Below are 16,213 nucleotides of genomic sequence, written 5' to 3'. Positions count from 1 at the left end.
TTAGAAGGGGAGCGTGGTGTTCGCGGTCAGCAGGACGCCCCAGGAGACGAACCAGAGTGCGAAGGTCATGAAGCCGACGTAGAGGTAGTCTTTCGCCCCGAAATCATCGACATCGACGCCCAGTCCCTTCAGGATCGGGAACTGGACGAGGATCGCCCCGAGGACGACCAGCAGTGCGGTGTCACTGGTCGCAGGATTTTCCATCCCGGCGGTGACTGCCGAGGACGCGACGGCCGCCCCGATCCCGGCGATCGAGGATAGCGTCGTCACCTTCAGCCCGCGGACGTGGGCTGCCCGCCGTTCGGCCGTGTCCGTTGCCATACCCCACTGTCAGCCATCGGGCCCCAAAAACCGTTCGTTGTCGGGTCGCTTCCGGCGGGCCCGACCGTCCGTCGCGGCTCGTCACGAACCGACACACGCCGAGCGGCCGCGACGGGGCTGGATTCGGACTGTTCCGTCAGTCTGTGCATCAATCTTTATGGACCAGGCGCGCCACCGTCTACGCGATGGCAGAATCCGATGGGGAGACTATCGCGGACCTTCCGCCGAGCGCGAAGCTCGTGTACAAGGTGCTGGAGTACAACGGGCCGCTCACCCAGAAGGGGATCGTCGAAGAGTCTATGTTGTCCGCCCGTACTGTCCGATATGCCCTGGAACGGCTCGAAGAGGTGAGTGCCGTCGACGAGGACGTCTACTTCGCCGACGCTCGCCAGAACCTCTACGAGATCGTCGACGACGTCGAGGAACAGCCCTCCGAAAGCACCGAATCGGCCGTCTCTGACTGACTCACTGCAGTCTCCCGACGGGACACCCGTCGTGTTCGGTCCCGTCAGGTTCTCGCCTGGACCCTGAGCCACTGGTACTGCGTCGCCACCGGCCAGATCAATCGGCGTCGGCTGTCGCCTGCTCGCCTTTCTCCTTGACTCGCTCGACGACGGCGTCGACGTCGGTCCGCTTCTCGCCGAGTGTCGCGCCGATCAGGGCACCGACTGCCGCGCCGGAACTCGCCGCGTTTCGACTGAACAATCCCCCGACTGCGCCGCCGATGGCTCCGCCGATAGCTGCGTACCGAGCACGACCGAGTGCGCGTTTGATGCGTCCCATATCCCAACAGAGGGCGAAGGGTCGGATAAAGATAGTGTGTGGTCGGGAGATAGGAGCGAAACGACGGTCGCGACCGGTGTGACGACGTGGCACTGAACCGACTCCCTTCGGTCGCCGGATGCTCGCCCTACGACGGGACGACCTGGATCGTCTTTCCGCGGTCGATGGCCTGCTCCAGTTCCTCGGCGATGGCACTCCCTCGCGAGACCTGAATCTCCCCGCCCCGCGAGACCGTGGCGGTGAACAGGTACTTGCCGTCGGCCTGCACCTCGACGGTCTCGCCGGCGTGGCCTTCCATCGGGACGATGACGTGCCGGGAGGTCACTTCGGGCGTGACGATCTGGCCGGGTTGGCCGCCGCCACCGCCGCTACTGCCTCCGCCACCACCGCCGCCCGACCGCCCGCCGGGTTTCTCCGAGAGCGTCCGCACGTCGATGTCGATCCCCAGCCGGTTCTCCACGTCGGAGATGCGGCCGCCGCCCTTGCCGATGACCTGCGAGATGTCGTCGTCCTCGACCCACACGACGGCGGTGTTCGAGTTCTGCAACTCGACCTCGACGTGGCCGTGGGCGATCGACCGGATCTCGCGTTCGACCTCCTGCTTGGCGATGCGGTCCACGCCGGTCTCGCGGGAGCCGCCGTCGCCCTCCTCACCGATGGGTACGGTGACGACCTGCCGGTTGAACGTGTAGATCTCGTACTCGGGCTGGCCCGTCTCGAAGTCCCGGATCATGATGACCGGCCGGGCGAGGTCTTCTTCCATCAGGCCTTCCGGCACCTTGACCTCCGTCGTCACGTCGTAGACCTTCTCGACGCGGCCCTCCTCGATGTAGACGACGGTGTCGACGACCTGCGGGATCATCCCCAGCTCCACGCGGCCGACGAGGCGCTGGAGCGAGTCGATGGCCCGCGTCGCGTGGACGACCCCGATCATCCCGACGCCCGCGAGGCGCATATCGGCGAACACCTCGAAGTCGTCGGTCTTGCGGACCTCGTCGTAGATGGTGTAGTCGGGCCGGACCATGAGCAGTGAGTCGGCGGTTTTTGCCATCTCGTCACCCAGTTCCGTGTACTGGGTGATGTTCGGGCCGACCTGCAGGTCCCGCGGTTTCTCCATCGTCTTGACCGCGAAGTCGGCGTCGGCGAGGAACTCCGCGACAGCCTGTGCGAAGGTGGACTTCCCGGCCCCGGGCGCACCGGAGATCAGGACACCGCGCTGGTGGTCGGTGAGCCGGTCCCGGAGTTCGTCCGCGAACTCGTAGTCGTCCAGCTCCGTCTTGACGATGGGCCGGACGGCGGTGATTTCGTGACCGTCAGCGAACGGTGGGCTGGCGATGGCGATCCGCATATCCCGGAACTGGACGATGGTCATGCCGGGTTCGGAGAGTTCGATGAACCCGTCCGGGCTGGCGCGGGCGCTGTTTTCGATCTCCTGGGCCCACTCTTTCAGCTGGGCCTCCGTCGAGGGCTCGTCGCGGATCTCCTCGTAGTGCATCTCGCCGAGTTCGCCCCGCTTGGCCATCGGCGGGACCCCCGTCTTCAGGTGGAGGCTCATCGTCGTCTCGTCGAGGAACTGTTCGATCGTGAGGTTCTCGACGGCGGTCTCCTCGACGATGGGCTCGACGTACTCCACCTCGATGCCTTTCGCCGTGGCGACCTCGCTCTGGACGATGTCGGAGGTGAACAGCGTCGCGTCGTGCTCGGCGGCGGTGTCGCGGATGAGCGCGTCGATCTCGCCCTCCCCCGCGTCGCCGATCTCGCCCGCGTCGGGGCGGCGGCCGACGTATTCGAGGTCGATCTCCCCCGCGTCGGCCAGGTCGGCGAGCGCCTGGAGTTCGGTCAGCCCGTCCCAGCCGCTGTCGCGCCCCTCGTTGGCCTGTGACTCCAGTTCGCCGACGACGGCCTCCGGCACGTGGATCGTCGCCCCGGCGAACTCGCCGGATTCGACGTGGTCGGACACGCGACCGTCGATGACGACGCTGGTGTCCGGTACAACGTTCATACTCACAGTAGGTGCCGCTCGCCTCATAAGGGTCGTGATGCTGTCGGCCGAGCGGGACGGCCTAGATCTCCTCGATCTCGAAGTCGGCGGCGTAGTAGTCCAGCGCGAGGACGACCACCGCGCCGACGACGGAGACGCCGAGGAAGGTGACCAGTGTCTCCGTGGAGAACCCGACTTCTCCGCGGACCGTCGCGACGGGGGCCCGGAGCGCCCCGACGACGAGCGCGACGAGGAAGGCCAGCGTCACCTCACGGTTGCGATTCAGCGCGTACCTGACCGCCCGGGAGATCGTGAACAGCCCGATCAGTCCGCCCGCGATGAACGTGACGACCACCGTCCCGGGCCCGGTCACGGCGTCCACGGACCCGCCCGTCGCCAGCGCGGCCAGCCCGTCGACGAACTCCGAGAGCGTCTCGGACAACCTGGCGTGCTGGCCGAGAATGACGAGGATCAACGAGCCCGAGAGGCCGGGGAGGATCATCGCGCTCACGGCGAGGGTTCCAGCGACGAACACCAGCGGGAGGCCCCCGCCGAACAGCTCCTCGGCCTGTCCGGACATCAGGAAGGCCAGCAGGAAGCCCGCGACGGCGGCGACGCCGGCACTCACCGTTCGGATCGAGATGGCACGGAGCAGGACGACCGCCGACGCGGCGATCAGCCCGAAGAAGAAGCCGTAGAGGACGACCGGCGCGCTCTCGTTCAGGACGGTGATGATCCGGGTGACGATAATCACGGCCGTCAGGATGCCGAGCAACAGCGTGAGGAGGAACCAGCCGTCCACGTCGTCGAAGATAGCCTCGGCCCGACGGACCGAAACTCCCCCATCGAGGGGCGTGAGAGCCTTCAGGAAGCCCAGCACTGCCCGCGGCGTGACGGCGGTGATGGCGGTGATGAGTCGCTCGTAGATCCCCACGATCAGCGCGATCGTCCCGCCCGAGACGCCCGGGACGGCGTCGGCGCTCCCCATGAAGATCCCGATCAGGTACGTCGACGCCCACTCCCTGAGCGGCGGCACCGACGCCCCGAGCCGTGGGGTCTCGTCGGTCGCGTGGTCCGGCGATGACGGCATTCACTCGCAGTTCCACGAACAACGTCTTGTCTCTTGGGAAACGGGTCGGCACGCGCCGCGCTTATGCTCCGGCCGCCCACACCGCCGAACATGAACGCCATCGAGTTGACCCGGGAACTGGTCGCGATCCCGAGCCACGACTCGGAAGCCGCCGCCGGCGACTACGTCGAGGACTGGCTCCGCGAGCACACCGACGCCGCGGTTCGCCGCGACGAGGCAGGGGCCGACGAGGGCCGCGGCGGTAACGTGTTCGCTCGCAAGGGCTCGGGCGAGCCCACGCTCGCGCTGGTCGGTCACCACGACGTGGTGCCGCCGGACGACTCGCAGGTCACCGATAGCGGGGAGTACGTGATCGAGGAACGCGACGGCCGCATCCACGGTCGTGGTACCGCCGACATGAAGGGGGCGCTCGCCGCGGCGATGGTCGCCTTCGCTGAGGCGGACCCGGCCTGTGAACTCGTCGTCGCCTCGTTCGTCGGCGAGGAGGTCGGCGGCGTCGGCGCGCGAGCGGCGATCGACGACGGCTTCGGCCCCGACTACGCCGTCGTCACGGAGGGGTCGACCGGCTACTCCGGACCGCAGACGACCGACGTGGCGGTCGCCCACAAGGGCCGGCGCGGGAGTACGATCACGGCCAGCGGCGAGGCCGCCCACGCCAGCGAGGTCGAGCAGGGCGAGAACGCCATCTACCGGGCGACCGACGCCGTGGGGATCGTCCGGGACCTCGACTTCCCGTCGACCGAGGTGCTGGGCCACGAGATGCGAGGGAGCGTCGCCGTCACCGAGGTCGAGGGCGGGTCGGCGATGAACGTGCTCCCCGAGCGCTGTGGACTCACCGTGGACGAGCGGACGGTCCCGGGCGAGCGCGCGCCGCTTTCGCGGGTCGAGGAGGTCCCGGGCGTAGAGTGGACCGTCGACCAGGACCTCCCGCCGATGGCCTGTGGCGACGCCGACTTCGCCGACGCGGTGCTCGATGCGGCCGAGGCCGTACAGGAGGCGAGTCCGGAGCACGTCGTCAAGCCCCACGCGACCGACGCCGGGTGGCTGTCCGAGGCAGGAACCGACTGCGTGATCTGTGGCATCGCCGAACCCGGTGAAGCTCACACCGCCAACGAGAGCGCGTCGCTCGCGGTGATCGAGCGCTGTGAACGGATCTACCGGCGGCTGGCCGAGTCGTTCACGGGGTAGAAAGCACTTATGGGTCGCCACGGACGTTCGAACGAATGACGCGACGCAGGCCCCTCCTCCGCGGGCTCGCGCTCGCCGGTCTCGGTGGCCTGACCGGCTGTGTGAGCGAACCGGGATCGCGACCCGACGACGGTGCGACGGCCGCACCGACCGCGACCGAATCGACGCCCGATCCGACCGAGGCGGCCGGTGGCGATGACACAGATGGTGAGACGGGGACCGCCGACGGCCGGGATACGTCCGACCCCGTTCGCGGTGGGGCCGAACCGATCACGGCCGACCGAACGGTCGCGGACGACGAACTGGAGTACCTCGAAGACGAGCACGCGGTCAAGTACGTCGCCGCGTGGCGGCACACGAACCGGACCGAGATCGAGCAGGGCGAGCCACCGGAGCGCGAACCGGTGTACGAGACGACGCCCTTCGAGGACTGGGCGACGACCGAGTGTGCATCGGTGGGAGCCGACGCGGTCGCCCAGCGGATCGAGGAGCGGATCGATGGTGACCCCGCGGCAAGCGTCGGGATCACCCGCGAGAACGGCGAGATGGCGGTCTCCGTCCAGCAGACAACGGTACGTGACCGCGACGGCGAGGTCGTCTCGGAGCCGTCGGTGCCGTTCGAGCGGATCGTCGAGGTCACACCCCGTGCCGTCGAGGCGACCGTACGGCTGGCCGATCAGGAACACACGGCGACGGTGTCGGTGTGGGTCTCGGAGACGACGATGCGGTACGCCTAGAACAGGTCGCTCGGATCGGCGTCGGTCTGGTCTTTCCGGTCGACCGCGAGCGCCTTCAGCGCCGAGCTGAGGTCGCCCTCGTCGGGCAGGGCGTGGATCTCACAGGTGAATTCCACGTCGTCGGTCTGGAGGGTCGACTCGATGGTGAACGCGTGGGTCTGGAACGGGCCCAGTTGCTCGGTGATCAACTCGACGAAGGCCATGTTCATGTCGCCGACGTACTCGGGCGGGGTGTGTTCCACGCCGGTTTCGAGGACGTTGGCCCAGCCGTCGATGAAGCCGCTGGTCATGATGTTGCCCAGTTCCTCGATGGCGCTCTCGTGCATCCCGGTGAGGCCGTCCTCGTCGGGATCGACGGGCAGCATCTCCTCGGCGATGTTCTCGGCGGAGTCCTCGTCGAAGAGGATCACCAGCGACCCGCTGGGTGTCCCGTCGAACTCGACGGTCGTGCCGACGTAGTCGCCGTCCTCCAGTTGCGCGGCGATGTCGTCGATGGGGGTGAACGTGATTCCGGCGATCTCCGTGCTGGTCTCGATGCCGGTCATCTGGGTCACGCGTTCGGCCGCCGCCTCGGTGCCCTCCTTGGTCAGGTCGCTGAACACCGACAGCTTCTCCAGCGGGATCTCGTCGGCCCCCTCGGCTCCCTCCTCGAAGCCGAAGAGGTCGTCCTCGTCGCCGGGGTCGAACGAGCCCGGGCCGTCACTCGTCGCGTCGTCGGTACCCAAGCCGTCGGCGTCGTCGCTCGCGCCGAACGCGCCCTCGGCGCTCCCGCCGAAGGGGTCGCCGTCCTCGCGCTCGTCGTCGGTGGTTGTGTCTGCGGCCGCGGGGTCGGGCGTCGCAGTGTCGGCGGCCGCGGTGGTCGGTTCGTCGTCCTCGTCGGGGGCGATCAGGCCGTCGAGTTCGTCGTCTCGCTCCGCGATCTCGTCGCGCTCGGCTTCCGAGAACACGGGATCGAGCGCCGACCGGTCGGGCGCGAGGTAGATGTCGATGCGGCCCTCGCCCGACCGCCAGGTGATCGAACTCTGGAAGACGAGCGTGCTGTCGGTTTCGGGGCCGGTGGGGTCGAGCTGGAGCGCGTCGGCGTCCGGGTCGTCGAGGTACGTCGGCGCGGTCATCGAGAGACCGGCACTCAGGTGATCGCCCCAGTCGGTCGTGAACGATCCCATCATGATGTTGGCCATCTCCTTGAGCCCCGCGGAGGCCATCGACTCGTCGGCCTCGCCGGGGACCAGCGCCTCGACGACGGCCTCCGTCGCCGGCCGGTCGAACAGGAGGAGGGCGGTCCCGGACAGTTTCCCCTCGATGTCGAAGCGCACGACCTCGTAGCCGCCGCTGTCGATCCGCTCGATGATGTCCTCGTGGTTCACCAGCAGAATCTTGGTGGTCCCGATGGCGGTACTGGCCGCCGTCATGTCGGTGAGCGCACCGTTGGCTCGCTCCGTGCCGTCACGGGTGAGTAGATTCAGTTCCTCCAAGGCGTCGATGTCGATTTTCATCGTTGTCCCCAGCGGCCGGGTCCCGCCGACACTCCATCGACCGGGCCTGTCACTCTATCTCACGAACCCCATTGAATAGCTGTTACGCCGCGATTATCAACTCTGGAACTGGTGTGGGGGTGACTGCCGGGGAACCAATCCTTTTGCCGCGTCGGCCGAAGGTCCGCGCATGGCAACGGATCAGGCCGAGCATCCGGACGCGTACGAGTCCCTCACGGAGCACGTCCGCCGGATGACCAACGTCGGCAACGCCGCCGGTATCCTCAACTGGGATCAGCAGGTGACGATGCCCGAGGGCGGGACGCCCGCCCGCTCCCAGCAGACCGCTGCGCTGTCGGCGCTCCACCACGAACTACTTACCGACGACGACCTCGCCGAGTATCTGGACACACTGGACGGCCAGGATCTGGACGACGACCAGGCCGCCGTCGTCCGCGAGGTCCGCCGCGAACACGAACGTGCGACCCGCGTCGACGGCGATCTGGTCGAGGAGATCTCCGAGACCACCGCCAACGCCCTTCCGACGTGGGAGCAGGCCAAGGCCGAGGACGACTGGGACGAATTCGCGCCCACGCTCGAACGGATCGTCGAACTGAAACGCGAGTACGCCGCCCAGATCGACCCCGACCGGGACCCCTACGAAGTGCTGTTCGAGGAGTACGAGCCCTACCTCGGGATCGACACCGCCGAGCGCATCCTCGAACGCCTGCGCGAGGAACTGGTACCGCTGATCGAGGCCATCGAGGACAGCGACGCCGACCTCGCCGATCCCTTCGAGGGCACGTACGACGACGAGACCCAGGAGGATCTCGTCCGGGACGCGCTGGACACGCTGGGCTACGACTGGGATCGGGGCCGACTCGACACCGCCGCTCACCCCTTCTCGATGGGGACGCAGTTCGACGCCCGCGTGACGACGCGGTTCAAACCGGACGATCCCCTGGACGCGCTGGGCTCGACGATCCACGAGTTCGGCCACGCCACCTACACGCTCGGTCTGCCACAGGACGAGTACGGGACACCGCTGGGCCAGTCCCGTGACTTGTCGGTCCACGAGTCCCAGTCCCGGCTCTGGGAGAACCACGTCGGCCGCTCCCGGCCGTTCTGGGACCTGTTCGGGGACACGGTGAACGACCACCTCGGGAGCGACGTGTCCCCCCGCGAACTGTACGAGGCGGCCAACCAGATCTACCCGGACAACCTGATCCGGGTCGAGGCGGACGAACTCACCTACCACCTCCACATCATCCTCCGGTTCGAGATCGAACGCGATCTGGTGCGGGGCGATCTGGAGGTCGCGGAGATCCCGCAGGTCTGGAACGACAAGATGGACGAGTATCTGGGTGTGCGGCCCGACACCGACGCCGAGGGCTGTCTGCAGGACATCCACTGGACCCACGGCAACTTCGGCTACTTCCCGACCTACTCGCTGGGGAGCGTGCTGGCGGCGCAGCTCTTTGCGGCCGCAGAAGACGACCTCGGAAACCTGGACGACGACATCCGTGCGGGCGAGTTCCAGGGGCTCCACGACTGGCTCACCGAGAACGTCCACCGGCACGGCTGTCGGTACACCACCGACGACCTGATCGAGGAGGCGACCGGCGAGGCGTTCACCGCGGACTACTTCGTCGACTACGCCCGCGGGAAGTTCGGCGACCTCTACGACCTGTAGTTCTCCCCAACGCCGGTTCGACCGCACGCTTAACCGCCCCGCCCGCCAAACCGGGATATGAGCGACCTCAATCTCGATCCCACGCAACTGGACCGGTACTCCCGGCACATCATCATGGACGACGTGGGCCCGGACGGCCAGAAAGCGCTCCTCGACGCCGACGTACTCGTCCTCGGGGCCGGCGGCCTCGGCTCGCCGATCATCCAGTACCTGGCGGCCGCGGGCGTCGGTAGGCTGGGCATCGCCGACGACGACGTGGTCGAACGCTCCAATCTCCAGCGCCAGATCGTCCACGCCGACGCCGACGTGGGCCGGCAGAAAGTCGAGAGCGCCGCCGAGTTCGTCGCCGACCTCAACCCTGACGTGACCGTCGACGCTCACGAGACCCGCGTGACCGCCGACAACGTCGACGCGTTGATCGCCGACTACGACTTCGTCGTCGACGGCAGCGACAACTTCGAGACGCGCTTTCTCGTCAACGACGCCTGCACGCTCGCGGGCGTCCCCTTCTCCCATGGCGCGATCTACCGCTTCGAGGGCCAGATCACCTCTTTCACCGAGGGCCGGCCATGCTACCGGTGTCTGTTCCCCGAGGCACCGCCGGCCGGGGAGATCCCCGACTGCTCGGAGGCGGGCGTCCTCGGCGTCCTCCCGGGCACCGTGGGCTGCATCCAGGCGACTGAAACGGTAAAGTGGATCCTGCAGGACGCGGGCCTCGCCCCCGAGGCCGACACGCTGGACGGCCGGATGATCTTTTACGACGCCATGGACATGACCTTCGAGGAAATCCCGGTCCAGCCCGCCCCCGACTGCCCGGTCTGTTCTGACGACCCCGCCATCTCCTCCGTCCAGGACGTGGCGTACGTCGAGACCTGCGCCATCGGCGCGGACTGATCTGCTGCTTTCATTTTCTATAATTGGGCGCGTATGTTTATGGGGGATTTTCGCCAACGTGTAGGCAGTCAGGTGGCCTCCTCTCGATGTCGATCTCATCACTGGAAACTGGACTGCCGGCGTTCGGCCTCGAAAAGCCCGGCTACGTCGAGTCGGTGTTCGCCCTGGTGTTCGTCTGGGGCTTCGGCGACGCCGTCTCGACGCTGATCGCGCTGGCGTTCACCGGCGACGTCGGGATGGAAGCCAACCCCTTCGTGCGGCAGTTGCTCGCCCACCACCCCTTGCTGATGCTCGCGATGAAGGCCGCCGTCGCGTTGATCGTCGGCGTCACGCTGTTGACCTACCGCGACACCATCGAGCGGGTGCCGCTGTGGCGCTCCTGGATCCTCTCCGTCACGGGCCTGGGAACCCTCATCGTCGTCACGAACGTCTACGTCGGGCTGTCGGCGCTCTGAACGGCCACGGTCTCTTGCTCGAAGGTCTCCCCCGTCCAGCGCCAGGACCCCACGAACGGTTCCGCCCCGCCCAGTGCGACGATGACGTACGAGTAGCCCGACCAGGTCGCCTGCCGTTCGTCCGTCCGGCTCGGTACCGGCGGCCCCGCCGGATGCGAGTGGGCGAACCCGACGACCTCCCGCCCCGCGTCCTCGATGGCCTGCATATGCGCCAGCTGTTCTTCGGGATCGAGTTCGTAGGCCGTCCGCGGCTCCGCGGCGACGTTTTCGGCTCGCCGGTAGCGGTCGGCGGTGCTCGCGGGCGCGCTGCGCCCGCTCGCTCGTTCCGAGGGCTCCTTCCAGTCGCCCTCGCGTGCGCCCCCCAGCACCCCACAGCACTCCTCGGGCGTACTCTCGCGAGCGTGAGCGATCAGGTCGTCGTACACCGCGCGCGTCAGTTCGAGCATCTCAGGCCAGCGCGTTCGGGTACGGTCGGACGACGGAACTCGGCGGCACGTCGAACAGGCCCGGATGGACGCACGCCGCCAGGTGTTCGAGCGTGTCGACCAGCCGCGGGCCGGGCCGGTTCACGTAGTGGTGCCCGTCCATCGCGAAGGCCTGCCCGTTCTGCACCGCGGTCAGCTTGCTCCACCCCTCGCGGTCGAGCAGGTCGTCGCGATTGCGCTCGGTCTGGTCCAGTTCGAAGCCGCATGGCGCGGCCACGAGGACCTCGGGGTCGTACTCCCGAACTTCGTCGAACTCCCGGGGCTCGGACCGCGCGCCCGGGTCGGCCATGCCGTACGCGCCGCCCGCCAGTTCGACCATCTCGGGGACCCAGTGGCCCGCGACCATCACGGGGTCGAGCCAGTCCAGTACCGCCACACGCGGGCGATCCTCGGCGGCCGCCGCCGTTCGCTCGACCGCCGTGACCCGTTCGCGCAGGTCCGCGACGAGGTCCGCGGCGCGCTCGCTCGTCCCCGTCGCGTCCCCGATCCGGCGGATGTCCGCGAACACGTCGTCCAGGCTGTGGGGATCGGTCGTGAGCACGGCGGCGTCCAGATTGAGCCGTTCGACGGCGTCCCGGACCAGCACCTCGTCGACGGCACACACGTCACAGATGCCCTGGGAGATGACCAGATCCGGGTCCAGTCGCTCCAGGGTATCGAGGTCGATCTCGTAGACGCCGTCGCCGCTGTCCTCGGCGTCGGCGACCTGCTGGTTGATCTCTCGACTGCTCGCCTCGGGGTCGACCCGCGAGCGGTTGACGGCCGGTTGCTCCCTGGCCGCCGGCGGGTAGTCACACTCGTGGGAGACGCCGACGGGTTCCAGTCCCAGGGCGTAGACGATCTCCGTCGCCGAGGGGAGCAGCGAGACGATGCGCATGGGCCGGCTACGGCCCCCATCCTAAAAAAATCAGAGATCCCGGGGTTTGTCGATGGGCTCGTCGGCTTCGTCGGCGTGGCCGATCACCCACTCGAGCGGGACGATCTTGGTTCGCTTGCCCACGTCGAGGCGGATCTTGTCCGGTTCGTTCTCGCGGTGCTGGTGTTCGATCGGCGGCGCTTCCGCGACGATGCCTTCCGTCGTGTGCCCGTAGACCGTACTGTCCGGCCCGCCCTCGTAGTAGAGCAGGTGGTCGCCCTCGACGTACCGCGAGGACCTGGCCACCGCCTCCTCCGTGGTCCGTTCGGACTTCGTTTCGCGGTCCGATGGGTCGACCAGCAACGCCTCGTCTCCAGTGTCCGGTGCCTCGCCGCCGCGACGTGCGAGTTGTTCTTCGACGACGCTGAACCCGCTGACCGCCGCCACGTCGCGCTCGTCCGCCCACTCGGTCAGCGCCGCCGACACTGCCTCGGTCGTCAGGTCCGAGCGCGAGTCGGCGGCCAGCGTCGACCGTTCGACGAACTCGTCCCCGCTCGGCGTCTCGTACTCGACGACGAGCCGAAACGTAACCTGTTCGCCACGCGAGACGACTTCGCTCTCGAACTCACTCTCGGCTATTGAAACCTTGCCCATGCGCGTTCACTCTGGCTCTCCGCAAGGTTTCGCGTTCCGACTATTAGGGTTCCGGGGTGTATCACATCCGTGAATCTAAATGGCCGGCCGGGCAAGTATCGGTGATGACGGCGACCGAGTCCGGGACCTATCGGGTCTACGGGAGCGACCGCGGCGCGGGGGAGTTGAGTTTCGTCGAGCAGGGGACCGAACAGCCGACCTACGTCCGCACCGACGGGTACGACGACCCCCTGGCCGAGGCCGTCGCCGACCTCCGCCCGGGCCATCTCGTCGAGGCCACGCTCGACTGGAGCGAGGAACCGGCCACGATCACCGACCTGACCGTCCTGAATCGCACACTGCTGTTCGTCGCCGACGACACGCCCGATATCTTCGAGCGCGCCAAAGAGACCTTCCAGCAGGCTCGCACCGAGGAGATGCCGATCTACCCCACACAGACGTTCGACACCGACGGCGAGCCAAACGGCGTCCTCTACGTCGTCGCCAGACAGCCCGGCGAGCGGGATCTGTTCGCCGAGTTCCGTGACGGTCGCAAGACCATCGAGCCCATGCTCGGAAAGATCGAGGGCGGTGGCGTCGATCCGCCCTACGAGGTATTCTACATCCGTCCCGCGACCGAACCGTTTTTCGTGATCTACATCGCGCTGGACGCCGGCGGCCTGCTCGCCGAGACACTCCACGACGAGTACGACCCGGAACACCCCTGACCGCCCCCAAGAGCCAAGCCCCGGTCGCCGCTAGACTGGCTATGTCCGCGCCCGAGGATATCTACGAGCGCATCGAGAACCGTCTCGTGAGCCACGGCATCTACGTGACCGATTTCGACCGGGGCGACCCCCTCGAGATCACCTACGAGACCGTCCACGCCGACGGCGACGCGGACGCGGTCCCTGACCGGGATATCGGCCGCCTCTGTAACGTCCTCCGGGACTTCCGCGAGGAGGGCTGGGAGCCCGTCGACCTCCGGGCGACCGTCATCGACCTCGACGGCGAGCGACTGGGCTCGTGGGAAGCCGAGGCCGCGTGGTTCCGCCAGCTCGGCCGCGAGGAAATCACCGAGACCCAGTTCTCACAGCGCGTCCTCGAAACCGTCGAGACGGCCTGACCGGACCACCCCGGCCCCACCGGCAGGATTAACTGCCGGGCGCTCGCCTCCCTCGGGCATGAACGTCCCCGTCGTCTGGGAGAACCGCGTCCGCTTCGAGGAGACCGATATGCAGGGTGTCGTCTTCTACGCCAACTACGTCACGTTTCAGGACGAGACCTTCTCGGCTTTTCTCCGCGAGATCGGGTACAGCTACCAGGACGTCGAGACGGCCGGGTGGGACGTCCACGTCGTCAACGTCGACATGGACTACCGCGGGCAGGCCACCTTCGCCGACGACCTGGTCCACGGCTACCGGATCGAGCGCATCGGCGAGTCGAGCATGACCGGCGAGTACGTCGCCCGCCGGGCCGACGACGAGGCACTCCTCGCGGAGGGGACTGTCACCCACGTCGCCGTCGACAGCGAGACCGGCGAGCCGACCCGCATCCCAGACGACTTCCGGGAGGCCGTCGCCGCGTTTCAGGATACGCCGCCGGAACAGCCCGACGACTGACCGCGTCTCGAACCGACTCTAGCACACCGGTTTCGGGTCGATCCCCATCTCTTCCAGCCGGTCGACGTAGTCGTCGTAGGCCGCCGCGATGGCGTCCTCGGCTGCCGTCGCGGCCCGGTTCCACTCGCCGTCGGACGCACAGACCACGTCGAGCAGTGCCAGCCCCGCATCCCGACGGTCGTTCGCCCCGGTCCGGACCTCGCGGATCAGGTCCGCCCGTCGCTCGTCGGCCTCGTTGACGAAGAAGTTGACCGCCTGTAACAGAACGCGGTCCAGCACCAGCGCGGCTCCGACGAGGCCGGCTCCGGCGCGTGTCACGTCGTCGTCCTGCCCACCGACCCCCGTTTCGAGTCCACTGTCGTCGGGCACCGCGTCCAGGTCCGCGTCGAGGCGGTCTGCGTGGTCGCCCGCGGTCTCGGCCGCCGTCCGGAAGGCGTCGGCGACGCGCTCGTCGTCGGTTTCCTCGCTCCACCGCCGGAAGGCGTCGGCGTGGAACAGTTCCGTGGCAGCCAGCACGCCCAGCACGGTGTCGGTGTCGAGGTCGGCCCCGGTCGCGGCTAGCAGGGCCTTATCGGAGCCGAGGCGTTCGAGGGCGGTCCGTTCGTTCTCCCGCACCCGGTCGAGAAACTGCTGTCCGTCCATACCCTCGCGTTGGTGAGCCGGCGGCTTAGCTTCCCGGGCCCGTCGCGGCCACTCGCCGACGTTCATTCCCGGGTCGTTTATTCACGACGGCGGCCTACCCACGGGCATGAGCGACTACCCCGAACCCGACGTGGCGGTCGATTCACGGTCGCCGGACTGGCTGGCCGACCGACTGGCCGCCGGCGATCCCGTCCGCCTGCTCGACGTGCGCAACCGCGACGAGTTCGAGGACTGGCAGATCTCCGGGCCGTCGGTCGAGTCCACGCTCGTCCCGTATATGCAGTGGCTGCAGGCCGACGCACAGGACAGCGTCGCCGACCGCGCCGGCGAGGTCGACGGCGACGGGCCGATCACCGTCGTCTGTGGCAGGGGCGAAGCCAGCGCCTACGTCGCCGGCCTGCTCACCGAAGCCGGGATCGACGCCCACAACCTCGACGACGGTATGCAGGGCTGGGCCCGCGTCGCCCGCACGGTCGAACTCCCCGGCGATACTGCGACTGTCGTCCAGTTCCAGCGCCCCGCCAGCGGCTGTCTCTCCTACCTGCTCGTCGCCGGCGACGAAGCGGCCGTGATCGACCCCCTCAGAGCGTTCACCGACCGCTACCTCGACGCGGCCGCCGCACGGGACGCCGAAATCACGACCGTGGTCGACACGCACGTCCACGCCGACCACGTCAGTGGCCTTCGGGAATTAGCCGCCGAGACCGGCGCAACTCCCGTATTGCCCCGGCTGAGCGTCCAGCGCGGCGTCGAGTACGACGTGGAGACGATCATCGACGGCGAGGAACTCGCGGTCGGCGATGCCACCATCCGTGCAGTCCACCTGCCCGGCCACACGACCGGGATGACCGCGTTCGCCGTCGGCGACGTGCTCCTGTCGGGAGACAGCCTCTTCCTCGAATCGGTCGCCCGGCCGGACCTCCAGCGCGGCGAGGGCGGCGCGGAGGCGCTGGCGGCTCAGCTGTACGAGTCGCTGACCGAACGGTTGGCCGACTTCGACGACGACACGCTCGTCGCGCCGGGCCACTACAGCGAGGGGACCGACCCCGCCGCGGACGGCGGCTACGTGGCCCGCCTCGGAGACCTGCGCGACCGCCTGCCCGTCTTCGACATGGAGCGGACGGCGTTCACTGCCCGGATCATGCGGGACATCCCGCCCCAGCCCGACAACTTCGAGCGCATCGTCGCCGCGAATCTCGGCCTCGAACGGCTGGACGACGACGCGGCCTTCGAGGTGGAACTCGGGCCGAACAACTGCGCCGCCACTCCCTCTCTCGGGGAGTGACCGACGGGAAGATATTTAGGACGAGCGACACCTTCTTCGGCAACCGGTGATCGACTGGGTATCGATCACGGCC

19 protein-coding genes are annotated in these 16,213 nt (G+C 68.0%); 10 read left to right on the top strand and 9 right to left on the bottom strand.

The window, feature by feature from the left end; genetic code table 11:
* The gene (locus BMX17_RS09840; RefSeq protein ID WP_092659495.1) at positions 1–321 is read right to left on the bottom strand and encodes an EMC6-like membrane protein; all 321 of its coding nucleotides are present in this window, start codon (positions 319–321) and stop codon (positions 1–3) included.
* 185 nt (positions 322–506) lie between these two features.
* On the opposite strand from BMX17_RS09840, the gene BMX17_RS09835 reads away from it, so the two are divergent.
* Positions 507–785 carry a MarR family transcriptional regulator gene (locus BMX17_RS09835; RefSeq protein WP_092659493.1) on the top strand — a complete coding sequence of 93 codons (279 nt, stop codon included), beginning with the start codon at positions 507–509 and terminating at the stop codon, positions 783–785.
* Positions 786–882: 97 nt separating this feature from the next.
* Here BMX17_RS09835 and BMX17_RS09830 read toward each other — a convergent pair whose 3' ends face one another.
* The 3 genes from BMX17_RS09830 to BMX17_RS09820 form a co-directional block, all read right to left on the bottom strand.
* A complete protein-coding gene (locus BMX17_RS09830; RefSeq protein WP_092659491.1) occupies positions 883–1,104 on the bottom strand; it encodes a glycine zipper 2TM domain-containing protein in 222 nt (73 codons plus the stop codon).
* Between the two features lie 127 nt (positions 1,105–1,231).
* Positions 1,232–3,106, bottom strand: a complete 1,875-nt coding sequence (locus BMX17_RS09825) for a PINc/VapC family ATPase (protein WP_092659489.1) — start codon at positions 3,104–3,106, stop codon at positions 1,232–1,234.
* 61 nt (positions 3,107–3,167) lie between these two features.
* On the bottom strand, positions 3,168–4,175 hold the full coding sequence (locus BMX17_RS09820; protein WP_092659487.1) for a DUF368 domain-containing protein: 1,008 nt from the start codon (positions 4,173–4,175) through the stop codon (positions 3,168–3,170).
* 90 nt (positions 4,176–4,265) lie between these two features.
* Here BMX17_RS09820 and BMX17_RS09815 point away from each other — a divergent pair, with 90 nt between their 5' ends.
* Positions 4,266–5,363, top strand: a complete 1,098-nt coding sequence (locus BMX17_RS09815; protein ID WP_092659485.1) for a M20 family metallopeptidase — start codon at positions 4,266–4,268, stop codon at positions 5,361–5,363.
* A gap of 35 nt (positions 5,364–5,398) precedes the next feature.
* Complete coding sequence (locus tag BMX17_RS09810; protein WP_092659483.1) at positions 5,399–6,100, top strand: hypothetical protein; 702 nt, start codon at positions 5,399–5,401, stop codon at positions 6,098–6,100.
* Here BMX17_RS09810 and BMX17_RS09805 read toward each other — a convergent pair.
* Positions 6,097–7,596 carry a chemotaxis protein CheC gene (locus tag BMX17_RS09805; RefSeq protein WP_092659481.1) on the bottom strand — a complete coding sequence of 500 codons (1,500 nt, stop codon included), beginning with the start codon at positions 7,594–7,596 and terminating at the stop codon, positions 6,097–6,099. The genes BMX17_RS09810 and BMX17_RS09805 overlap by 4 nt on opposite strands.
* A gap of 169 nt (positions 7,597–7,765) precedes the next feature.
* Between BMX17_RS09805 and BMX17_RS09800 the strand changes: the two genes are divergently transcribed.
* The 3 genes from BMX17_RS09800 to BMX17_RS09790 all read left to right on the top strand — a co-directional run bounded on the left by BMX17_RS09800 (position 7,766) and on the right by BMX17_RS09790 (position 10,617).
* Positions 7,766–9,268 carry a carboxypeptidase M32 gene (locus tag BMX17_RS09800; RefSeq protein ID WP_092659479.1) on the top strand — a complete coding sequence of 501 codons (1,503 nt, stop codon included), beginning with the start codon at positions 7,766–7,768 and terminating at the stop codon, positions 9,266–9,268.
* A 57-nt stretch (positions 9,269–9,325) separates the two neighbouring features.
* Complete coding sequence (gene ubaA, locus BMX17_RS09795) at positions 9,326–10,162, top strand: SAMP-activating enzyme E1 (RefSeq protein ID WP_092659477.1); 837 nt, start codon at positions 9,326–9,328, stop codon at positions 10,160–10,162.
* An 86-nt stretch (positions 10,163–10,248) separates the two neighbouring features.
* Positions 10,249–10,617, top strand: a complete 369-nt coding sequence (locus tag BMX17_RS09790) for a DUF5658 family protein (RefSeq protein ID WP_092659475.1) — start codon at positions 10,249–10,251, stop codon at positions 10,615–10,617.
* Here BMX17_RS09790 and BMX17_RS09785 read toward each other — a convergent pair.
* From BMX17_RS09785 to BMX17_RS09775, 3 genes are read right to left on the bottom strand one after another with little or no spacing between them, the layout of a single operon-like run.
* A complete protein-coding gene (locus BMX17_RS09785) occupies positions 10,593–11,063 on the bottom strand; it encodes a desampylase (RefSeq protein ID WP_092659473.1) in 471 nt (156 codons plus the stop codon). The two genes, BMX17_RS09790 and BMX17_RS09785, sit on opposite strands and share 25 nt — an antisense overlap.
* A gap of 1 nt (position 11,064) precedes the next feature.
* Positions 11,065–11,979, bottom strand: a complete 915-nt coding sequence (locus BMX17_RS09780) for a cobalamin-binding protein (RefSeq protein ID WP_092659471.1) — start codon at positions 11,977–11,979, stop codon at positions 11,065–11,067.
* A gap of 30 nt (positions 11,980–12,009) precedes the next feature.
* Positions 12,010–12,612 carry a hypothetical protein gene (locus tag BMX17_RS09775; RefSeq protein ID WP_092659469.1) on the bottom strand — a complete coding sequence of 201 codons (603 nt, stop codon included), beginning with the start codon at positions 12,610–12,612 and terminating at the stop codon, positions 12,010–12,012.
* A gap of 104 nt (positions 12,613–12,716) precedes the next feature.
* Here BMX17_RS09775 and BMX17_RS09770 point away from each other — a divergent pair, with 104 nt between their 5' ends.
* The 3 genes from BMX17_RS09770 to BMX17_RS09760 are packed head-to-tail and all read left to right on the top strand — an operon-like array spanning position 12,717 to position 14,213.
* The gene (locus tag BMX17_RS09770; protein WP_092659467.1) at positions 12,717–13,319 is read left to right on the top strand and encodes a DUF6663 family protein; all 603 of its coding nucleotides are present in this window, start codon (positions 12,717–12,719) and stop codon (positions 13,317–13,319) included.
* A 41-nt stretch (positions 13,320–13,360) separates the two neighbouring features.
* Complete coding sequence (locus tag BMX17_RS09765; protein WP_092659465.1) at positions 13,361–13,717, top strand: DUF8159 domain-containing protein; 357 nt, start codon at positions 13,361–13,363, stop codon at positions 13,715–13,717.
* 58 nt (positions 13,718–13,775) lie between these two features.
* Entirely contained in the window at positions 13,776–14,213 is a 438-nt protein-coding gene (locus BMX17_RS09760; protein ID WP_092659463.1) for an acyl-CoA thioesterase, read from the top strand.
* 18 nt (positions 14,214–14,231) lie between these two features.
* Here BMX17_RS09760 and BMX17_RS09755 read toward each other — a convergent pair whose 3' ends face one another.
* Complete coding sequence (locus BMX17_RS09755; RefSeq protein ID WP_092659461.1) at positions 14,232–14,855, bottom strand: hypothetical protein; 624 nt, start codon at positions 14,853–14,855, stop codon at positions 14,232–14,234.
* A 106-nt stretch (positions 14,856–14,961) separates the two neighbouring features.
* On the opposite strand from BMX17_RS09755, the gene BMX17_RS09750 reads away from it, so the two are divergent.
* A complete protein-coding gene (locus BMX17_RS09750) occupies positions 14,962–16,140 on the top strand; it encodes an MBL fold metallo-hydrolase (protein ID WP_092659459.1) in 1,179 nt (392 codons plus the stop codon).
* Positions 16,141–16,213 lie beyond the last annotated feature (73 nt).

The organism is Halorientalis persicus (assembly GCF_900110215.1).
Lineage (GTDB): Archaea > Halobacteriota > Halobacteria > Halobacteriales > Haloarculaceae > Halorientalis > Halorientalis persica.
Note: the sequence above shows the minus strand (reverse complement) of the source record. Positions and strands in the feature narration are given on the sequence as shown.

What these genes read in the sequence shown, in the direction of transcription:
- BMX17_RS09820 (WP_092659487.1), bottom strand. Translation starts at nt 4,175, where the DNA reads ATGCCGTCATCGCCGGACCACGCGACCGACGAGACCCCACGGCTCGGG.
- BMX17_RS09760 (WP_092659463.1), top strand. Translation starts at nt 13,776, where the DNA reads ATGAACGTCCCCGTCGTCTGGGAGAACCGCGTCCGCTTCGAGGAGACC.
- BMX17_RS09810 (WP_092659483.1), top strand. Translation starts at nt 5,399, where the DNA reads ATGACGCGACGCAGGCCCCTCCTCCGCGGGCTCGCGCTCGCCGGTCTC.
- BMX17_RS09800 (WP_092659479.1), top strand. Translation starts at nt 7,766, where the DNA reads ATGGCAACGGATCAGGCCGAGCATCCGGACGCGTACGAGTCCCTCACG.
- BMX17_RS09775 (WP_092659469.1), bottom strand. Translation starts at nt 12,612, where the DNA reads ATGGGCAAGGTTTCAATAGCCGAGAGTGAGTTCGAGAGCGAAGTCGTC.
- BMX17_RS09755 (WP_092659461.1), bottom strand. Translation starts at nt 14,855, where the DNA reads ATGGACGGACAGCAGTTTCTCGACCGGGTGCGGGAGAACGAACGGACC.
- BMX17_RS09815 (WP_092659485.1), top strand. Translation starts at nt 4,266, where the DNA reads ATGAACGCCATCGAGTTGACCCGGGAACTGGTCGCGATCCCGAGCCAC.
- BMX17_RS09770 (WP_092659467.1), top strand. Translation starts at nt 12,717, where the DNA reads ATGACGGCGACCGAGTCCGGGACCTATCGGGTCTACGGGAGCGACCGC.
- BMX17_RS09765 (WP_092659465.1), top strand. Translation starts at nt 13,361, where the DNA reads ATGTCCGCGCCCGAGGATATCTACGAGCGCATCGAGAACCGTCTCGTG.
- BMX17_RS09805 (WP_092659481.1), bottom strand. Translation starts at nt 7,596, where the DNA reads ATGAAAATCGACATCGACGCCTTGGAGGAACTGAATCTACTCACCCGT.
- BMX17_RS09750 (WP_092659459.1), top strand. Translation starts at nt 14,962, where the DNA reads ATGAGCGACTACCCCGAACCCGACGTGGCGGTCGATTCACGGTCGCCG.
- BMX17_RS09830 (WP_092659491.1), bottom strand. Translation starts at nt 1,104, where the DNA reads ATGGGACGCATCAAACGCGCACTCGGTCGTGCTCGGTACGCAGCTATC.
- BMX17_RS09780 (WP_092659471.1), bottom strand. Translation starts at nt 11,979, where the DNA reads ATGCGCATCGTCTCGCTGCTCCCCTCGGCGACGGAGATCGTCTACGCC.
- BMX17_RS09790 (WP_092659475.1), top strand. Translation starts at nt 10,249, where the DNA reads ATGTCGATCTCATCACTGGAAACTGGACTGCCGGCGTTCGGCCTCGAA.
- ubaA (WP_092659477.1), top strand. Translation starts at nt 9,326, where the DNA reads ATGAGCGACCTCAATCTCGATCCCACGCAACTGGACCGGTACTCCCGG.
- BMX17_RS09785 (WP_092659473.1), bottom strand. Translation starts at nt 11,063, where the DNA reads ATGCTCGAACTGACGCGCGCGGTGTACGACGACCTGATCGCTCACGCT.
- BMX17_RS09835 (WP_092659493.1), top strand. Translation starts at nt 507, where the DNA reads ATGGCAGAATCCGATGGGGAGACTATCGCGGACCTTCCGCCGAGCGCG.
- BMX17_RS09825 (WP_092659489.1), bottom strand. Translation starts at nt 3,106, where the DNA reads ATGAACGTTGTACCGGACACCAGCGTCGTCATCGACGGTCGCGTGTCC.
- BMX17_RS09840 (WP_092659495.1), bottom strand. Translation starts at nt 321, where the DNA reads ATGGCAACGGACACGGCCGAACGGCGGGCAGCCCACGTCCGCGGGCTG.